Here is an 18,298-nt window from a genome sequence, read left to right on the forward strand (position 1 = left end):
GAGCCCAAGCGCCCCAGGGATGGGCCGAAGGAGCGTGTTTGAACAACCCCGGCACCTCAGCCACATGCTCGGTGTTTACAAACTTGAGAGCACGGCAGGAAGTTCCGAAAGCCTGTTTATAGTAGCGTTAGGCTCAATACCCCAGTCCTCGAACACCTTATGAGGATCCCGCCGCACCCAGATCGCCATCAAACCGGCAGACCGCGCCCCAATCACATCCCAGGCATTACTCGACACCAGACACAACGGCTGATCCATGGCCCCCGTCGCCCGGCGTGCATAAGCGTAAACCGCCGGATCCGGCTTGAAACTCCTGATGTCATCCACCGACACCAGCCCATCAAACAGCGGCAGCAGATTATTGTGCCCCAGCACCTTCTTGAGCGCCGCAGGCGTACCATTGGAGAACGCAAACATCAGGTAATTGCCCTCCAGCGCCCGCAGGGATGGCAAAGCATCCTCAAACGCGGGCAGTTGAAGATAGGCAGCCATCAACTCATCCTCGCGCTTTTTGGTCAGGGTCAGACCATGACTGGCCATTGAATAACGAAGCGCCTGACGGGTACACACACCGAAATCCTCATAAGCGCGCATCAGCCCCTTTCGGAACGAAAACTCCAGCTGTTTCTCACGCCACTGGGCACTGACGGACCGAGCCGCATCGCGGGCATCAGACGCCAACAGCTCTGACATACCCATCGGGTCGACCAGGGTGCCGTATACATCAAAAGCCAGGTAGGGCTGCATTGCTCATCTCCTTGTTATCATCCAGTCGGTATCGATCAATCGTACCTAATGGCTCCTGACTTTTTGAATAGTCATTCAATCCATTGGGAAAAGCGATCCATGCTTAAAACCCTGCTCACCATTTTTGTCGCCACCGCGCTTGGACTCTTATCCGCCTGTTCCACAAGGCCAGCGCTGTATCAACCCTCAGACACCAGGCTTGCCCCCGGCAACCCTGAGGATTTTGACGGGTACCTGGCAAACACCCGGCGTTATCTGGAAGAGAATCTGGTGGCGCTTCCGGGCTTCTCACGGCGGGATCAGGTGGACTGGAACATGCCCTTCCGGTCAATGCCGCCGGAAAAATGCCGCACCGGGCCGACACAGCCGACACGGGGAATTCTGCTGGTGCACGGCCTGAGCGACTCGCCGTTTGTGTTCAGGGATTTTGCCAGAGTGCTGGCAAAAGACTGTGTCCAAGTCCGCACTGTGCTGCTTCAGGGCCATGGCACCCGACCCGGCGACATGACCAGGGCCGAGGCAGACGTCTGGCGTGAACAGGTCAGAAACCACTTCAATGCCCTGGCCAGGGACGTGGATATACCTATGATCGGCGGGTTTTCACTGGGCGGCGCCCTGGCAACGGAACTGGCTCTTTCCAGTGCGGATCCCAAACCTGCAGGACTGGTTGCCATAGCTCCCGCCTGGGAGCTCAATGGCCTGAAAAACTACCTGTGGCTGGCCAGCACCGCCAACCTGTTCGTGGATTTCGTCGAGCAGGAGCCCGAGCTGAATCCAGTGAAATACGAGTCTTTCAGCATCAACGCGGCCGTTCAGCTGGCGGACGTTCTGGACAATCTGAGGCACCGGTTCGAACAGGCCCCGGCTTTCGATATGCCCCTGTTTCTGGTCGCCACGGAAGCGGATTCGGTCATCAACCTGCCCTACCTCATCGACAGCTTCAACACCCGATTCCGTAACCCGGACAACCAAATGCTGGTGTTCCGGGACCAGCGACGGAGCTGGCCCTATGCGCCGAACCCGCAAATTATGTTATTCGACAGCTACCGGCCGGATCTGAATATTCTGGAGTTCTCTCACCAGTCACTCCCAGCCTCACCGGACAACGAGCTCTACGGGCTGGGCCAACCGCTGCAAAGATGCCTGGAGCCAAACCTGATGAGCCTGAAAGCGTGTCGGGCGCTGGCAAAGGATGAGCTCTGGTTCAGCGCATGGACTGACCAGAAGCAACCGGTACCCACCAGCCGGTTGACCTACAACCCGGAGTTCGACCGGGTGGCCAAGCAGCTCTCCGGTTTTATCCGCGAGCGGGACATTCCCTGATTTCACGATTCATTGCGTGAAAAAACATCCGAAATGGACTAAACAGAGTAGGTTGTATCCATCAACCATGTCTGTAATCAGAGGAGCACACAATGGCGCAGGTCACTCGCGGCGGCAATCCCATTCAGGTAAGCGGCACTTTCCCCCAACCCGGCGATCAGGCACCGGCATTTACCCTGACTAATCAGAGTCTAGAAGAGGTCACCCTGGACGAATGGGCAGGCAAGCGTAAGGTTCTGAACATTGTTCCAAGCCTGGACACTCCCACCTGCGCGACGTCTACCCGCAAATTCAATGAAAAGGCCAGCGGCCTGGACAACACGGTTGTGCTGGTGGTGGCTGCGGATCTTCCCATGGCCATGGGCCGTTTCTGCGGCGCCGAAGGTCTGGAAAACGTTATTACCCTGTCGACCTTCCGCAACTACAGCTTCCAGCAGGATTACGGTGTGGCAATCCAGGACGGCCCACTGGCAGGTCTCTGTGCCCGCGCGGTGGTGGTGCTTGATGAGAACAACAAGGTTATCCACAGCCAGCTTGTTGACGACATCAAGAACGAGCCTGATTACGACGCGGCCCTGGGCGCGCTGTAAGGGGCTTGTCCGCAAACCCTGCCACTTCCGATAAGAGCCTGGGCCGTCATCTGTTTGCGATGACCTGGCCCATGCTGTTTGGTGTCCTCTCGCTGATGACCTTTCAGCTGGTGGACAGTGCCTTTATCGGCCAGCTGGGGCGCGACCCGCTGGCCGCCCTGGGTTTTACCCTGCCCATGCAGCAGTTGATCATCGGGCTGCAGGTCGGCCTTGGCATCGCTACTACCGCCATCATTTCCCGAACCCTGGGGGAAGGTGACCTGCTACGGGCAGAGCGCCTGGGCGGTCTTGTAGTCATTATTGGCGCGGCCATGGTTCTGGTGCTGTGCCTCGGGCTCTGGTCATTCCAATCCCTGATCATGACCCTGCTCGGTGCGGAAGACAGCCTGCTACCGCTGATACGCAGTTACTGGATGCCCTGGCTGCTGTCCGCCTGGACCGGCGCCATGCTGTATTTTGGCTATAGCGTTTGCCGGTCCCACGGCGACACGAAGCTGCCGGGCTATCTGATGGTGGCCACCAGTCTGCTGAACCTGGCGCTGGACCCGCTTTTCATTTTTGTTTTCGGCTGGGGCCTGCCGGGCGCTGCCTGGGCCACGGTGACGTCGTTTGCCCTGGGTTGCCTGTTGATCTTCCCCAAACTGTTCAGGGCCCAATGGCTCCGGTTCGATATCACCCAACTGGCGCTGGCCAAAGCGGTACGTCAGCTCGGCGGCATCATGGCCCCGGCGATGGTCAGCCAGTTGATGCCGCCGGCTTCAGCCATGGCCGCCACGGCAATCGTTGCCGGCTTTGGCTCGGCGGCGGTGGCCGCCTGGGGCCTGGGCACACGGCTGGAGTTTTTCTCGATTGTGGTGGTGCTGGCTCTGACCATGTCGATGCCGCCGATGATCGGCCGCCTGCTGGGCGAGGGCAATATCGAACAGATTCGCCGGCTGATCCGCATTGCCGTGCGCTTTGTGGTAGCCCTGCACCTGGTCATCGGCCTGCTCTGGGCGCTTACGTCCGGGCTGGCGTCGGAGCTGTTCAGCAGTGACAAGGCGGTCAGTGATGTGCTGGGCAGCTATCTGGTGATGGTGCCGCTGAGCTACAGCGGCCTGGGTGTCTGTATTCTGATGGTGTCCGTGTGCAACGCGCTAGGTATGGCCATGCGCGGGCTGCTGGTATCTACCCTGCGACTGTTCGCCTGCTTCCTGCCGTTTTTATGGGTGGGCGCGCAACTGGGCGGCATCAATGGCCTGATGGCCGGCGCCCTGATCGGCAACCTTCTGGCAGGGGGCATGGCCTACCTGTTCTATCGTCGGGGCGTTCGCCTGCTGGTCGCCAGACGCTGATCAGTCGGCACTGAAACGCGCCCGGAAGCTATCCGGCATGGGCACCACCGACTTGCGCTGGTAATTGAAGAAGACAAACCCGTATTTGGCCATGGCCACCGGTTGCCCGCTTTCGGCCTTGGTGACCCGGAAGACGAAATCACCGCCGTATTTGTTGAAATCCATCAGGCCCACTTCAAACCGCAGCATTTCCGGGAAGAAGGACTCGGACTGGTACATGGTGGCCAGGTCGGTCACGATGATCCCCACGCCATCATGGCCCGCTTCCTGAATGCCATAATTCACCAGAAACTGGGCCCTGGCTTCGGAAAGCATGGAGATAAGTGCATCATTGCCCAAATGGTTGGCGCCATTGATATCGGTAATACGCACTGGCATCCGGGTTTCAAAGTAAAAAACGTTATCCGGGAATGAGAGCTTGATGCGAGCCAAGGGAGGAATCCTGCGTGTTAGTAGCATTTGGTCGGATGGCCAATGATACCCGGTTGCCCGTATACCTTCATCCAGAGACATCGCCTCAGATATTGTTTATCTTGCATTTTCATTGGCAGCATCACCCGTTGCCCGAGAAAAGAGGTTGGGAGGCTACTGTCAAAACTGTGCGGAGCCAGGGATGGCGGAGCCCAAGCGCCCCAGGGATGGGCCGAAGGAGCGTGTTTTGACAGTAGCCTCCCAACCTCTTTTATGCACCCAGAGCCTGACAAAAAATACGGATTCATCATGGATATTCGCCCTGCTGCAACGTTGGTTTTGACACGGGATACCGCTGAAGGTCTGCAGGTCCTGCTTCTCCAGCGCACCTGGGAGGCCGTGTTTCTGCCCGGATTCTATGTGTTTCCTGGAGGCGGGGTTGATGAGACCGAAGCCCTGGGGCGTGAGCATGCGCTCGGGCCCGAAGACGCCGAAATCAGCCAGATTATGAGTCTGGACGAGGGTGGTGCTGACTTTATGCTGGCGGCGGTGCGGGAATGTTTTGAGGAGGCGGGGGTTCTGCTGGCGCGAACGGATACTGGTCAGTTGGTCCCGGCAGATCACCCGGTTCACCAGGACCGCGAGGCCCTGTTTCAGGGTGAGATTTCCTTTGCCGACCTGTGCCACAAGCACGGCCTGACCATTCCGCTGGACCAGTTGGCCTATCTGGGTCACTGGACCACACCGCCCGGGCCACCCCGGCGGTTTGATACCCGGTTTTTCATTACCCCCGCGCCGAATGGCCAGATCGCTCATCACGATGGCATCGAAACCATTGATCACGTCTGGCTAACGCCGGCTCAGGCGCTGGATGATCATCGCGCCGGGCGTCGCCTGTTAGGGCTTCCCACCCTTCAGACCCTGCGGATGTTGAGTGACTTTGACTCCACCGAAGCGGCCATGCGCTATGCCCACGCTAACCCGCCGGCACCAACACCCAGCAAGCCCTGGCCGGCCCTGAAGAAGGGCAAGACCGTCGAGCTTGAACCCGGTGCACCGGCCTTTGATGAGGCCCGCAAGCTGGACCCGGAAGGCGAAGGCTCGACCCGCGCCGAGATTATTCCGGGGCAGCCGGTGGAAATTGCCGCCGGGGTTATCCGGCTGACGGCGCCCAATCCTGGGATGATGACCGGGCCGGGCACCAACACCTATATTCTGGGCAGGGAACGCTTCACGGTGCTGGATCCGGGCCCGGACAATCAGGCCCACATTGAAAAGATTCTGGAGCTAACCGGCGGCGTGATTGATCAGGTGGTGGTAACCCACACCCATCTGGACCACTCACCGGCCGTTGCGACACTGAAAGCTAAAACCGGATGCCGAGTGTTTGGCCTGCCGGCGCCGGAAGGCCCGGGACAGGACCAGACTTTCTACGCGGACGATGAACCGGAAGACGGTGACCTGATTGTCACGGAGGCGGGCATTCTCAAAACCATCCATACCCCGGGCCATGCCTCCAATCATCAGTGTTTTCTGCTGCTGGATCAGCAACTGCTGTTTTCGGGCGATCACATCATGCAGGGCTCGACGGTGGTGATCAATCCGCCGGACGGCGACATGAAGGCCTACATTGAGTCGCTTTACGAACTGCTGGCGGAGCCGGTGCAGTTTATCGCCCCGGCCCACGGTTTTCTGATGGGCCAGCCTGGCGTGGTGATCGATTACCTGATCACCCATAGGCTGGCGCGGGAACACAAGATCGAGCGGGCGCTCCAACAGGCAGGGCCTGCCGACCTGAAGACCATCACGGCGAAAGCCTACGATGACGTACCCGATGCCCTGCACGGGGTGGCATCCAGGTCGGCGCTGGCCCATCTGCTGAAACTGCAGGCCGAGGGCAAAGCCACGATCCAGGATCAGAGCTGGGCCGCTATTTCTTCGCGCTGATCCAGACGGCGTGGACGTTTGCCAATGCCAACCTGAAGAAATACGCCCAGGGGCGGTAGCAAAATCGCAATCAGAACTCGTATAGGGTCCATACAGTGCACTCCCTATCAGGCCTGAAATGAATACAGTACCGTAACTGGTAATCTGTCACCTGAATCTTTAAAACATTGTGCGGAAATACACAAAGACTTCATGAAAACGGCATTAAATTTCAGAGATCTACCCAGAACTCAGAGATCCATCTGAAAAAACTACAAGGGGATATTCAACAGATATTATGGGTTACCAATGGCTCAGGGTTCCGCGTCCGGCGGGTATTATCATCGCGCTCTTCTGCAGTTCGGTCATGCTCCCGGTGGCCTACGCTGAGCAGACCGCAACGACCGCCAAGCAGAAAATCATTGTTTCAGCGCTGCCGGAAGACGAAAGCGTGGAAGACGTTGAGAATTCCGAACCCCTTGAAACCACCGACGTTATCCCTGAAGTACCTGCCGAACCCGAAACCCCGGAAGCAGCGCCAACGGTTGAGGAAATCGTCAAGCCTCAGCAGAGCCAACCCGAGCCGGAAGCCACCAGCCTGGAACTGCTGGGCACAGAGGTACCCCCAGGTACCGCAACCCGGCTGTCCTGGTCACCCGCTATCCAGATTGCCGGGCTGTCTCAGCCAACACCCGTGCTGGTCGTTAATGGTGCCAAACCCGGCCCGAATCTGTGCCTGACCGGCGCGGTGCATGGTGATGAACTGAACGGCATCGAGATTATCCGCCGTGCGGTCTACGATCTGGAGCCGGATAAACTGTCCGGGCGGGTAATCGGCATTCCCATCGTCAATCTGCCGGGTTTTCAGCAGGGCAGCCGCTATCTGCCTGATCGCCGTGACCTGAACCGTCACTTCCCCGGCAGCACCGACGGCAGCCTGGCGGACCGGATCGCCCATTCGCTGTTTTTCAGCATCATCCGCCACTGCGACATGCTGGTGGATATTCACACCGGCTCTCTTAAACGCACCAACCTGCCCCAACTGAGAGCCGACATGAACAATCCGGAAGTCGCTCGTTTCACCCGCGGGTTTGACGGCATGGCCGTTGTACATAGCACCGGTGCACCGGGCATGCTGAGATTTGCGGCCGTGGCCGCCGGCATCCGCACGGTTACCATGGAGGCCGGCGAATCACTGCGAATCCAGGAAAACCAGATCAAGGCCGGTGTTAACAGCCTGACCAGCCTGATGGACAAGGAAGGCATGATTTCAAGGATGTTTGTCTGGGGTGAGCCTGAACCGGTTTACTACGACTCGGAATGGATCCGCGCGGAACACGGCGGCATTCTGTTCAGTGAGGTCGCCCTGGGCGATAAGGTGACCGTCGGCGAGATCCTTGGCTATGTGTCAGACCCGATTACCAACGAGCAGCACCCGATCCGCGCCGGAAGCGATGGGCGGATTATTGGCATGGCGGTGGATCAGGTCGTGATGGCAGGGTTTGCTGCCTACCACGTTGGTACAGAGGCAGAGGTGCCCGCAGAGTAGTATCCTGTCCCGCTCCTGAAATTCCTCAGGGCCGGACAACAGGAGTCTGAGTGCCTTCAGCAACCCCAAAATCCTTATGGCTGGCTTACGCCGGGCTGGTTCTGACCCCGCTGTTCTGGGCTGGCAACGCTGTGCTCGCCAAGGGTGTGGTGGACCAGATTCCACCCATGTCCATGTCTTTCTGGCGCTGGATTATTGCCCTGGCCATTCTACTGCCCTTCGGGTTACCGGGGGTTCTTCGCCAGAAGGCGGTCATCCGCCAGCACTGGCTGTCAATCCTGGCACTGGCCACGTTCAGCGTAGGCGCCTTCAACTCCCTGTTGTACCTGGCGGCCGTGACCACCTCCGCCATCAATATCGCCCTGATCAATGCCACCATTCCAATCATGGTGGCCCTGTTGGCCTGGCTATTGTTAGGTGATCGCACCCGTCCGCTGCAGGCGCTGGGCATAGGGCTGGCGATTGTGGGGATTGCCACCGTGGTGGCTAGGGGCGATCTATCGGTTCTGACTGGCCTGCAGGCGCAGCCCGGCGACCTGATCATGGTGCTGGCGGTATCCAGCTGGGGCCTGTTCTCGGTACTGCTTCGGCGACAGGCTGTGCCGTTACCGCCCCTGACCTTTCTGACGGTGCAGATTGCCACTGGCGCGCTGGTGATTCTGCCGTTCTACCTGGTGGATGTGATGTTCATTTCCGGCGGGTTCGAGCTGACCCGCACGACGGCCATACCGATGATGTATTTTGCGATCTTCCCCGGCATTCTGGCCTACGCCTTCTGGAACCACGGGGTACACAGAATAGGCCCGTCAAAGGCCGCCATTTTCATGTATCTGACACCGGTCTTCGCGTCCTTGCTGGCGGGAATCTTCCTGGGCGAGCGCCTGGGCCCGTCCCATCTGGTTGGCGGCGCGCTGATTCTGGTTGGGCTGGTGCTGGCGACCCGCTCGCGGAAAGTGAACTAGCGATTCTCAAGCGCCACCCGGATCTTGTCCAGGGCGGTTTCAAGGGTACCCTTGGGGCAGGCAAGGTTGAGGCGCATAAAGCCACTGCCCTGCTGGCCGAAAGTAATCCCGGGGTTCAGGCCCACCCCGGCGTCTTCAACGAAAAACGCCTTGAGCTGCGAATCACTCATGCCCAGTTCACGACAGTCCAGCCAGACCAGATAACAACCTTCTGGCTCGATCGCGGTGATTCCGGGCAGATCGGCGTTTACGGTTCGAACGACAAAATCGCGGTTCTGCTGAAGGTAGGCCAGAAGCTCGTCCAGCCAGAGGCTGCCGTGGCGGTAGCCGGCCTCAAAGCCGGTCATGCTGAACGGGTTGCATTGCAGCATGTGCATGGAATCGAAGACAGTTTTCAGCGCCGCCCGGTGTTCCGGGTTGGGTACCACCAGCGCTGACAGACCAAGCCCCGGAAGATTAAAGGTTTTGCTGGGTGCAAGCGTCGTTATCAGCGAATCACCCTCGTTGATCAGACGGCCCAGCATCTGGTGCGGCGTTTTGTCCGGGAACACCAGGTCACAATGGATTTCGTCCGACACCACCATCAGCGAATGACGCTGGGCAATATCCAGTACGGCGCTCAGTTCATCACGGCTCCAGACCCGGCCAACCGGGTTGTGGGGCGAACACAGCAACAGAATCTTTGCGTCCTCGCGGGCAGCGCAGGCGTCCAGATGGCCCAGGTCCATCCGGTAGGTACCATCGTCTTCCACCAGTGGATTTTCAATGACCTGGCGACCGGTTTTCCGGATCGCGTCGAAAAACGGCGGATACACCGGCGGCTGAATGATGATGCCATCACCCGGGGACGAAAACGCCATGGCTGCGGCATGCAGCGAGGGCACAACCCCGGGCACCAGCAATATCCAGTCCCGATCAATCCGCCACTGGTGGCGAGCTTCGTACCAGCGGATCATGGCCTCGTAAACGCTGTCCGGATACAGGGTGTAGCCGTAGGCAGGGTGCCGGGCCCTCTGTTCTAGCGCTTCCACCACGGCATCCGGCGCCGCAAAATCCATATCTGCAACCCATAGCGGAATCACATCATGACGGCCAAACACCGCCTGTCGCGCATCGTATTTCACGGCGCCGGTGTTTTCGCGCGAGATCGGTTGGTCGAATTTGCTGGACACAGATTACCTCCGCGAGACTGGTCTTGTTTTATTGGCGGCTATTCTGTGGTGCATTCGCTATTGGTCGCAAGTATTAGCGGTTTTACTTGCCCGGCCGGGCCATTACTTGCGAACCTAACGGTTTGGTTGCGCTGATTACACAATCAGCGCCCTCGTGCCGTCCCGGCGCTTTAAAGTGGCTACACGGGAGCCCTCAATGATTGCCCAGATTCTTTCCACAATGCTGCCGGTTTTCCTGATCGCCGGCTGTGGCGCACTCTATGGCCGGTATCGCACACCCGATATTCAGGGCCTGAACGTGCTGAACATGGAACTGTTCGTGCCCATGCTGGTGTTCGCGGTGCTGGCCGACAAGCAGGCGCCGTTACAGGATTACGCGGGCCTGGCGTTGGGTGCAACGGTGGTGGTTCTGGGGTCAGGCATTATTCTGTATCCACTGGCCCGGGTTCTGAAACTGAACCTTAAAACCTTCCTGCCGCCGATGATGTTCAACAACAGCGGCAATATGGGCATTCCATTGTTGGTACTGGCCTTTGGCGAGCAGGCATTGCCCGCCGCGATCGTGTTGTTTATCGTCGAAATGCTGCTGCACTTTTCCTTCGGGCTGCACATGCTCGACCCCAACACCTCGATTCTGAAGCGCCTGCGGCTGCCGATTGTGTTTGCAAGCATTGCCGGCCTGGCCGTGAACTTCAGCGGCGTTGCCCTGCCGGGCTGGCTGCTGGAAACCCTGAATATGCTGGGCGGGGTGTGCATTCCGCTGATGCTGTTTGCGCTGGGGGTAAGAATGCTGGAAGTGGATTTCAGCGACTGGAAACTGGGACTTCTGGGCGCCATTGCCTGCCCCGCCAGTGGCCTGATTCTGGCCTGGCCGATGATTATCGTGCTGGACCTGCCCGGACTTCAGGTCGCGTCCCTCTGGGTGTTCGCGGCCCTGCCGTCTGCGGTTCTCAATTATATGGTGGCTGAGCAGTACCAGCAGGAACCCCACAAGGTGGCGTCACTGGTCCTGATCAGTAATCTGGGCAGCCTGGTGGTGATGCCCATTGTGCTGGGACTGGTGTTTGCGGCGGGCTACGTTTAACGGCCCTGGCCGATCAGCCTTTGAGCCGGAACACACTCACCCGCGAGCGCAGCTGACCGGCCAGAACGGCCAGATCGCGGCTGGCGCCAGCGACCTGCTCTGAGCCAGCCGAGGTTTCCACGGTGGCATCGTGAATGCGGCTGATGTTCCGGTTCACTTCTTCGGCAACAGAGCTTTGCTCTTCAGATGCACTGGCGATCTGCGCGTTCATATCGTTAATCGCCCCCACTTCTTCGCGAATGCGGTCCAGCGCCGTTTCCGCCTCGCTGGTCTTGTCCACCGTGGTACGGGCAAGCTCGCGGCTGCTTTCCATCACCGATGCGGCCTCGCTGGCACCGGCCTGAAGGTTACCAATCATTTCCTGAATTTCACGGGTTGAATCCTGGGTCCGTGAGGCCAGTGACCGAACTTCATCCGCAACCACCGCAAAACCGCGGCCATGGGTTCCAGCACGGGCCGCCTCAATGGCCGCATTCAGCGCCAGCAGGTTGGTCTGCTCAGCGATGGCATTGATCACAACCACGATTTTTTCAATGTTGGCACTGTCGTTGGAGACCCGTTCAACAGTCCGTGCGGCTTTTTCCAGAGTGTCCGCCAGCTGGGCGATGGACGTGGTGGTTTCCTTGACGACGCGATTGCCGCTTTCTACCTCGGCATCGGCCTTTTGCGTGGCCGTTGCGGCGTTGGCCGCAAATCCGGCGACTTCATTCACTGTCGCTGCCATCTGATTGACCGCTGTAGCCATCTGCTCGGCCTCACTGGCCTGTATGCGAATCTGCTGGCTGTTGTTGTCGGACGTGCTTTCCAGCTCAGCGGACGAATTGGTCATTTCCTCGGCGGCGACGCGAACTTCCCAGATGATGTTAGCGAGCCGCTCAATGGTGCCCTGCAGAGCGCCCATCACACTGTTCGGGTAGTCGGTACGAATATCCTGGTTCAGGTCACCATCGGCCAGCCGCCGTATGGCGCCAGCAACCTCTTCCGGCTCACCGCCAAGCACCCGCTTGAGCCTGCGAATGATGGTCCATGCCACCAGGGCACTCAGCAGCACGGCAATGCCGGTAATGGTCAGAATAAGCGTGTTGAAATTACTGGCGGTGTCTCTTACCGCCGTCACGTCACCGGCAATCAGATCTTCCTGGTGGTTGATGAACGCGTTAATCCGATCAAGCCACTCGCTGTAAGCCCCGGATACATCTTCCAGCAAAAAATTCCTGGAGCCCTGAATGTCGCCAGCCAGGCGACGTTCCAACAACTCGTCGGTTAATCCTAGCGCCCGGCGCTGTATTTCTTTTATCGCTGCCAGCAGCTGTTTTTCCTGGGCAGTGGCGCCCTGATCCCGGAACATGGCATCCATCGGCCCTGCAGATTGCTGATAAAAGCTTTTCAATTCCTCGATGTCATTCAGGTGTTTCTGCAACTCCCGGTCGTTTTCCACCAGCACTGCATCACGAATGGCGATGGCTCTGTCATGAACACTACCCCGGAAATTGATGGCATACCTTTGCTTCACTGAGGCGCCATCCCCCACTTCCGTCAGGGTCCGGTCAATGAAACCTACCCGGTTGTTGCCTATCAGGCTGACCACTATCATCAGCGACAGAATCAGGCCAAAACCCAGGGTGAGGCGTTTCGCCACAGTAAGATGACCCAGCATACACAGACTCCAGAAATTGATTCACTGGGCAGGGTATTCACTGAATTCCGCAATTCAGATCAGCCAGCACTCCAGAAACATCCCTTTGTTGACAACAATTTTCATTGGAGTAACGAACAGTTACATCGCTACCCGGTTCCCCTTGCAACTACCGTGACTTTGGCCGATGGTTAAAGACTGAACTGACTCACATGCAATTCTGATAGGGAGGTCTACCCATGAGTGTTCTTCTGCTGCTTCTCAGTGCCCTGGTGCTGATCTACCTGGGCATTGGCGGTACCACCGCTGCCGGCGTGCTTGTTATCGCCACCCTAATCGGGCTGTTTCAGGACGGCTGGCACCTTGTCAGTCTCCTGTTTGGTGGCGGCCTGCTGGCGCTGAGCCTGGTTTTGCTGATGCCGGGCGAATTCCGCCGCAACAAGCTGAGTGCGCCATTGCTAGGCTGGGTTCGGGGGCGCCTGCCCCAACTGTCTTCCACAGAAGAAGAAGCCCTGCGCTCGGGCACCGTGGACTGGGACGGCGAGCTGTTTTCAGGTCAACCGGAATGGTCGAAGCTGCTTGACGCCAAGCCGGCGCACCTGAGCAGCGAGGAACAGGCGTTTCTGGATGGCCCGGTGGAAACGCTTTGCGGCATGCTGGATGACTGGAAGATCACCCATGAAGAGTACGACCTGCCACCGAAGGTCTGGAAATTCATCCGCGAAAACGGTTTTTTCGGGCTGATGATCCCGGAGGAACAGGGCGGCAAGGGCTTTTCCCACACCGCCCACTCTGAAATCGTCATGAAAATTTCCACCCGCAGCGTATCCACCGCGGTCACCGTGATGGTACCCAACTCCCTGGGCCCCGGCGAACTGCTTATGGAGTACGGTACCGACGCCCAGAAGGCATTTTATCTACCCAGACTGGCCGGCGGCGAAGAAATCCCCTGTTTTGCCCTGACCTCTCCGGTCGCCGGATCTGACGCCGGCGCCATTCCAGACAAGGGCATTGTCTGCAAGGGTCAGTGGAACGGCGAAGAAGTACTGGGTCTGAAAGTCACCTGGAACAAGCGCTATATTACCCTGGCACCAGTGGCCACCCTGATCGGCCTCGCCATCAAGGTGTATGACCCGGACAAACTGCTAGGCGACAACGACGACATAGGCGTGACCTGCGTCATGGTCCCAAAGGATCTGGAAGGGGTAAACTCCGGCGCCCGCCATTTGCCGATGAATACCGTATTCATGAACGGGCCTACCTGGGGCAACGATGTGTTCATCCCCATGGACCAGGTCATCGGTGGCCAGGACAAGCTGGGCAAGGGCTGGAAAATGCTGCTGGAGTGCCTGTCTATAGGCCGCTCGATCTCGCTGCCCGCTCTCGGTACCGGCGCTGGCAAGGTTGCCAGCCTGGCAACCGGTTCCTATGCCCTGACCCGTGAGCAGTTCGGCCGTTCTATTAGCCAGTTCGAAGGCGTACAGGAAGCCCTGGAACCCATTGCCGGCTACACCTACATGATGGACGCTGCCCGCCTGCTGACCGCCGGCATGCTAGACCGGGGCGTTCGGCCCTCCGTGCCCTCTGCGCTGCTGAAATACCGCAATACGGACCTGATGCGCAAAGTCATCAACCATTCCATGGATGTGGTCGCAGGCCGTGGTGTCATCACCGGCCCCCGCAACTTCCTGGCCCGGGCCTATCAGGCGGTGCCCATTGGTATTACGGTGGAAGGCGCCAACATTCTGACCCGAAGCCTGATGGTGTTCGGCCAGGGCGCCATTCGCTGTCACCCGTTCATTGTGGAAGAAATCGCAGCGGCGGGGATGGAAGACAAAAAAGCGGCCGTTGAGAAGTTCGACGGTATCTTCTATCGCCATATTGCTCACACCACGCGGAACGCCCTGCGGTCCTTCGTGCTAGCGCTGACCGGTGGTTTTCTGGAACCGGTCCCACGCCAGGGCAACATCCAGTCTTCGTACCGCCAGCTGGCCCGCTTCTCCGCCGCCTTCGCACTGATGACCGATGTCACCCTGCTTTCCGTCGGGGGCGGTCTGAAGGCCCGCCAGAGGCTGTCCGGGCGAATGGCGGATTGCCTGGTGCATCTTTACTACGCCACGGCGGTGATCAAGCAGTGGCACGAGGAAGGCTACCCGGACGACCAGCGCCCGCTGGTGGACTGGTGCCTGCAGACCTGCCTGCGAGATCTCAAAGTCTCGATGCGTGAACTGGTCATCAACTTCCCGGTGCCGCTGCTGCGCTGGCCGCTGCGGCTTCTGGTATTCCCGCTGGGCGCGACCGGCCTTAACGGCCCGGACGACATCCTGGGTACCACGGTGGCCAACAGCATTGTCAAAGACACGCCACTGCGCCAGCGCATCAGCCGGGGAGCCTATGTAAACACCGATCCGGAAGATTCCCTGGGCCGGGTGCTGAACGCCTACCGGCTGGCCAATGAGACCAAGGATATGCGCGATCGCCTCCATGACGCCATGCGCAACCGCGACGAAGACGAGCTTGGCGGCATTGACCTGTTGATGGGCCACCAGCGCAAGGAGCTTGTGGACTGGGCCTGTGAGCAGGGCGTGGTGAAAAAGGAGGAGCGCGCAAAACTACTGGAAGCACTCGAAGCGCTTTATGACGTCATTCGCGTGGATGCCTTTGATGCCGACGGACTGAAGTCGCTGTCCCGCTGCGCCAAGGGCAAGCGTAAAGTCGTCGAACGCCCGCCAAGAGAAGAGGAATAATTCCAGCCAGCCGCATCCGATGACAGGATGCGGCTGGAATCCCAGATTATTCTGATACGCCCCACTTCTTTGCTACCTTCCTGCCCGACTGACAAGCCACCATTGTCTGCGCCTTTAAGTGTGATTGGCACATTCAATGGTTCAAGGCATGGGAAATCCTTTTTTTCGAAAACTTTAAGTTATAAAATAAAAGATCAATATTTCATTTTAGAATATAAAGATATTCCGGCAGGCTATATGAAACTGAACTTCAGTCAGGTCACCAAATCCTTCGGCGATCTGAACGTGATCAAACAGTTTGACACCAGCATCGCGGACGGCGAGATCGTAGCGTTGGTGGGTCCCTCTGGTTGCGGCAAATCAACGCTGTTGCACATGCTTGCCGGTCTGCAGCAACCTTCATCCGGTAGCCTTACGGCAGATGGCGACTCTGTTGCCGAACCATCCCCGGAGCGCACGCTGGTCTTCCAGGAACACGCGCTCTATCCCTGGATGACCCTGCGCGACAACGTGTCACTGGCGCTGGAATTTCAGGACCAGCCCCGCAAGGAATCCCTGGTGGAAGCCGAAAAGTGGCTGGCCCGGGTGCAGCTGTCAGGTTTTGAAGATTACTACCCTCACCAGGTGTCTGGCGGTATGCGCCAGCGCTGCGCCCTGGCCCGGGCTTTTATTGCCCGCCCCAAAGTCCTGCTGCTGGATGAACCTTTCGGGGCGCTGGACGCGCTGACCCGGATGACCCTGCAAAGCGTACTGAAAGACCTCATTGAAGAAGAACGGCCCACCGTGGTTCTGGTCACCCACGATGTGGACGAAGCACTTTACCTGGCGGACCGGGTGATGGTCTTCAGCCAGCGCCCGGCGACCGTCCTCAAGGAAGTCGAGCTGGGCCACATTCCCAAGACCCACGACCTGTCTGCATTTGCCGATGTCCGCCGGGAAGTTCTGAACCTGCTGGGCATAGACACCGAACAACACGAACCCAAAGATTACCAAGGAGAAATGGCATGAACCGTTCTTTACTGGCTGCCCTGTTTGCCTTCGTGCTGGGCCTGGCTGTAATCAGCCCGGCCACCGCAGCAGAAGAATTCCGCGTTGGCTACGTCCGGGTTATGGACGATGCCCAGGCCATGCTGGCTTATGAGGCGGGTCTCTATGAAAAATATGGCCTGGACGCCCAGCTGATTGAGTTCACCTCCGGCACCGACCTGATCAAGGGCATTGTCGGGGGCCAGCTGGATATTGGCGTGCTGGGCTTCTCTAACGCCTTCACCTGGGCCTCTCGCGGCGCAGACCTGAAGATCGTGGGCGGCGCTCAGCGTGGCTACCACTCCATTCTTGTGCGCGAAGACGCCAACATCGATCAGGTGTCGGATCTGCGGGGTAAAAGCCTCGCCTCCCAGAAGCAGGGCAGTACCGCCGATATCGTCCTCAAGGGCGTGACTCTGGCAGACGCCGGGCTGGCACCCGCCGACCTGAACATCCTCGGGGTAGCCCCCGCAGTGGCGGTGCAGTCACTGGTGGGCGGCCGGGTCAATGCCGCCTTCTTGTTCGAGCCCTATGCCAGCATCGCCCAGCTGGTGGCGCCGGTGAAAGAAATCTACGAAGTGGGCTCAGTATGGCCCTTCCCCTGCATGGTGGTGATCACCTCCGGAGACACCCTGAAGAACCGCAAAGAGCTGGTCTGGGCCGCCATGGATGCCCAGCGTGACGCCATCGACATGCTGGAAAACGAGCCTGAGAAAGCCGCACCCTACATCACCGACTACTTCATCAAGGAAGCCAGCGTGAAGTCCCTGAATCAGGGCGAAGTTCCGGCACAGCAGGTGATTTCAACGGCGATTCAGACCAACGACTTCAGCGCCAAGCTGACCGACGGCGACATCAGCCGTATGCGGGAGCTGGCGGCGATCATGCAACAGCAGGGCATACTGCCGGCGGACAAAGACTTTGACGTTGACGGCCTGCTCGACCTGGCCTGGCAAGAGGCACGTGGACTCTAATCATGGCTGACCGCTCTTCCTCCGGCGTAGCCAGTAAACGGGCCTACGTCGCGGCGATTCTGATCATCATGTTGTTCTGGCAGGTGGCCGCCTGGTTCCTGCCGGACTTCCTGATGCCCGACGTGCCCACGGCACTGATAAGGCTGTGGGAAGAGCTGAACAGCAGCGAGTTCTACGAGGGTCTCGGCAACAGCATGACCCGGCTGGGCGCCGGCTACGGTTCCGCGCTCTTCTTCGGCATCATTCTGGGACTGGTGGGCGGCACCCTGAACGCGGTGCGCAGCACCCTCAAGGCCGCCATCATCATTCTACAGTCGATCCCATCCATTGCCTGGGTGCCGCTGTTCCTGATCCTGATGGGTTTCGGCAACCTGCCGATTATCGTGGTGGTGGCCATTGGCGCCTTCTTCCCAACCGCCCTCAGCGTGATGAACGCCACTGAAAGCGTGGAAAAGGTCCACATTTCGGCGGCCCGGGTGATGGGTGCGTCCAAGCTGCAGATGCTCAAGCGGGTCTACTTTCCCGCGGTAACTCCCGAGTTGATTACCGGCGCCCAGCTTGCCTTCGGCAACGCCTGGCGAGCGCTGATCTCCGCCGAGATGATCGTCGGCTTCAGCGCTGGCCTGGGCAAATCCCTGGCCTATTCCGGCGAGATTGCCGACATGACCGGTGTGATGACCAACATACTGGTGATTGCAGTGCTGGCCGCGGTAATCGACCAGGTGATCCTGGAACGCATCAAGCATCGCCTGCTGCGCTACCAGTACCTCTAAGCACTGCATCTGAACCATACCTCTGAAACCAACGCCAGGGCGCC

Annotated in this window: 15 protein-coding genes and 1 pseudogene; 11 read left to right on the forward strand and 5 right to left on the reverse strand. The window is 58.9% G+C overall.

From position 1 onward, the window contains the following. Window positions 1–75: 75 nt before the first annotated feature. On the reverse strand, window positions 76–747 hold the full coding sequence (locus E5Q11_RS14480) for a haloacid dehalogenase type II (RefSeq protein WP_135804156.1): 672 nt from the start codon (window positions 745–747) through the stop codon (window positions 76–78). Between the two features lie 99 nt (window positions 748–846). Here E5Q11_RS14480 and E5Q11_RS14485 point away from each other — a divergent pair, with 99 nt between their 5' ends. The 3 genes from E5Q11_RS14485 to E5Q11_RS14495 all read left to right on the forward strand — a co-directional run bounded on the left by E5Q11_RS14485 (window position 847) and on the right by E5Q11_RS14495 (window position 3,994). Continuing rightward, entirely contained in the window at window positions 847–2,070 is a 1,224-nt protein-coding gene (locus E5Q11_RS14485) for an alpha/beta hydrolase (RefSeq protein ID WP_135804157.1), read from the forward strand. A gap of 92 nt (window positions 2,071–2,162) precedes the next feature. Next, a complete protein-coding gene (gene tpx, locus E5Q11_RS14490) occupies window positions 2,163–2,660 on the forward strand; it encodes a thiol peroxidase (protein ID WP_135804158.1) in 498 nt (165 codons plus the stop codon). Between the two features lie 59 nt (window positions 2,661–2,719). After that, window positions 2,720–3,994 (forward strand): MATE family efflux transporter, encoded by a 1,275-nt coding sequence (locus tag E5Q11_RS14495; protein ID WP_191964444.1) that lies wholly within the window; start codon window positions 2,720–2,722, stop codon window positions 3,992–3,994. Here the strand turns inward: E5Q11_RS14495 and E5Q11_RS14500 are convergent, their stop codons facing one another. Continuing rightward, window positions 3,995–4,426, reverse strand: a complete 432-nt coding sequence (locus E5Q11_RS14500) for a thioesterase family protein (protein ID WP_135804160.1) — start codon at window positions 4,424–4,426, stop codon at window positions 3,995–3,997. Window positions 4,427–4,714: 288 nt separating this feature from the next. Here E5Q11_RS14500 and E5Q11_RS14505 point away from each other — a divergent pair, with 288 nt between their 5' ends. Further along, window positions 4,715–6,352, forward strand: coding sequence for an MBL fold metallo-hydrolase (locus E5Q11_RS14505; RefSeq protein ID WP_135804161.1), 1,638 nt, complete (start codon window positions 4,715–4,717; stop codon window positions 6,350–6,352). A 20-nt stretch (window positions 6,353–6,372) separates the two neighbouring features. Here the strand turns inward: E5Q11_RS14505 and E5Q11_RS18015 are convergent. After that, window positions 6,373–6,444, reverse strand: a pseudogene (locus tag E5Q11_RS18015) (YqaE/Pmp3 family membrane protein); the annotation flags it as partial. Window positions 6,445–6,629: 185 nt separating this feature from the next. Here E5Q11_RS18015 and E5Q11_RS14515 point away from each other — a divergent pair. Both E5Q11_RS14515 and E5Q11_RS14520 read left to right on the forward strand, forming a co-directional pair. Then, the gene (locus E5Q11_RS14515) at window positions 6,630–7,880 is read left to right on the forward strand and encodes a succinylglutamate desuccinylase/aspartoacylase family protein (RefSeq protein WP_135804163.1); all 1,251 of its coding nucleotides are present in this window, start codon (window positions 6,630–6,632) and stop codon (window positions 7,878–7,880) included. A 50-nt stretch (window positions 7,881–7,930) separates the two neighbouring features. After that, window positions 7,931–8,842: a DMT family transporter gene (locus E5Q11_RS14520; protein ID WP_135804164.1), complete on the forward strand. Its 912-nt coding sequence runs from the start codon at window positions 7,931–7,933 to the stop codon at window positions 8,840–8,842. Here E5Q11_RS14520 and E5Q11_RS14525 read toward each other — a convergent pair. Continuing rightward, complete coding sequence (locus tag E5Q11_RS14525) at window positions 8,839–10,014, reverse strand: MalY/PatB family protein (protein ID WP_135804165.1); 1,176 nt, start codon at window positions 10,012–10,014, stop codon at window positions 8,839–8,841. The two genes, E5Q11_RS14520 and E5Q11_RS14525, sit on opposite strands and share 4 nt — an antisense overlap. 196 nt (window positions 10,015–10,210) lie before the next feature. On the opposite strand from E5Q11_RS14525, the gene E5Q11_RS14530 reads away from it, so the two are divergent. Further along, window positions 10,211–11,098 (forward strand): AEC family transporter, encoded by an 888-nt coding sequence (locus E5Q11_RS14530; protein WP_135804166.1) that lies wholly within the window; start codon window positions 10,211–10,213, stop codon window positions 11,096–11,098. Between the two features lie 13 nt (window positions 11,099–11,111). Here the strand turns inward: E5Q11_RS14530 and E5Q11_RS14535 are convergent, their stop codons facing one another. After that, entirely contained in the window at window positions 11,112–12,755 is a 1,644-nt protein-coding gene (locus E5Q11_RS14535; RefSeq protein ID WP_135804167.1) for a methyl-accepting chemotaxis protein, read from the reverse strand. Between the two features lie 218 nt (window positions 12,756–12,973). On the opposite strand from E5Q11_RS14535, the gene E5Q11_RS14540 reads away from it, so the two are divergent. From E5Q11_RS14540 to E5Q11_RS14555, 4 genes are all read left to right on the forward strand, one after another. Continuing rightward, window positions 12,974–15,481: an acyl-CoA dehydrogenase gene (locus tag E5Q11_RS14540; protein WP_135804168.1), complete on the forward strand. Its 2,508-nt coding sequence runs from the start codon at window positions 12,974–12,976 to the stop codon at window positions 15,479–15,481. 237 nt (window positions 15,482–15,718) lie between these two features. Then, complete coding sequence (locus E5Q11_RS14545) at window positions 15,719–16,489, forward strand: ABC transporter ATP-binding protein (RefSeq protein ID WP_135804169.1); 771 nt, start codon at window positions 15,719–15,721, stop codon at window positions 16,487–16,489. Further along, the gene (locus tag E5Q11_RS14550) at window positions 16,486–17,481 is read left to right on the forward strand and encodes an ABC transporter substrate-binding protein (protein ID WP_135804170.1); all 996 of its coding nucleotides are present in this window, start codon (window positions 16,486–16,488) and stop codon (window positions 17,479–17,481) included. Before E5Q11_RS14545 ends, E5Q11_RS14550 begins: the two co-directional genes overlap by 4 nt. 2 nt (window positions 17,482–17,483) lie before the next feature. Then, the gene (locus E5Q11_RS14555) at window positions 17,484–18,254 is read left to right on the forward strand and encodes an ABC transporter permease (protein ID WP_135804171.1); all 771 of its coding nucleotides are present in this window, start codon (window positions 17,484–17,486) and stop codon (window positions 18,252–18,254) included. Window positions 18,255–18,298: the final 44 nt, after the last annotated feature.

The sequence above is a fragment of the Marinobacter confluentis genome, from assembly GCF_004785685.1.
GTDB classification, from domain to species: Bacteria; Pseudomonadota; Gammaproteobacteria; order Pseudomonadales; family Oleiphilaceae; genus Marinobacter; species Marinobacter confluentis.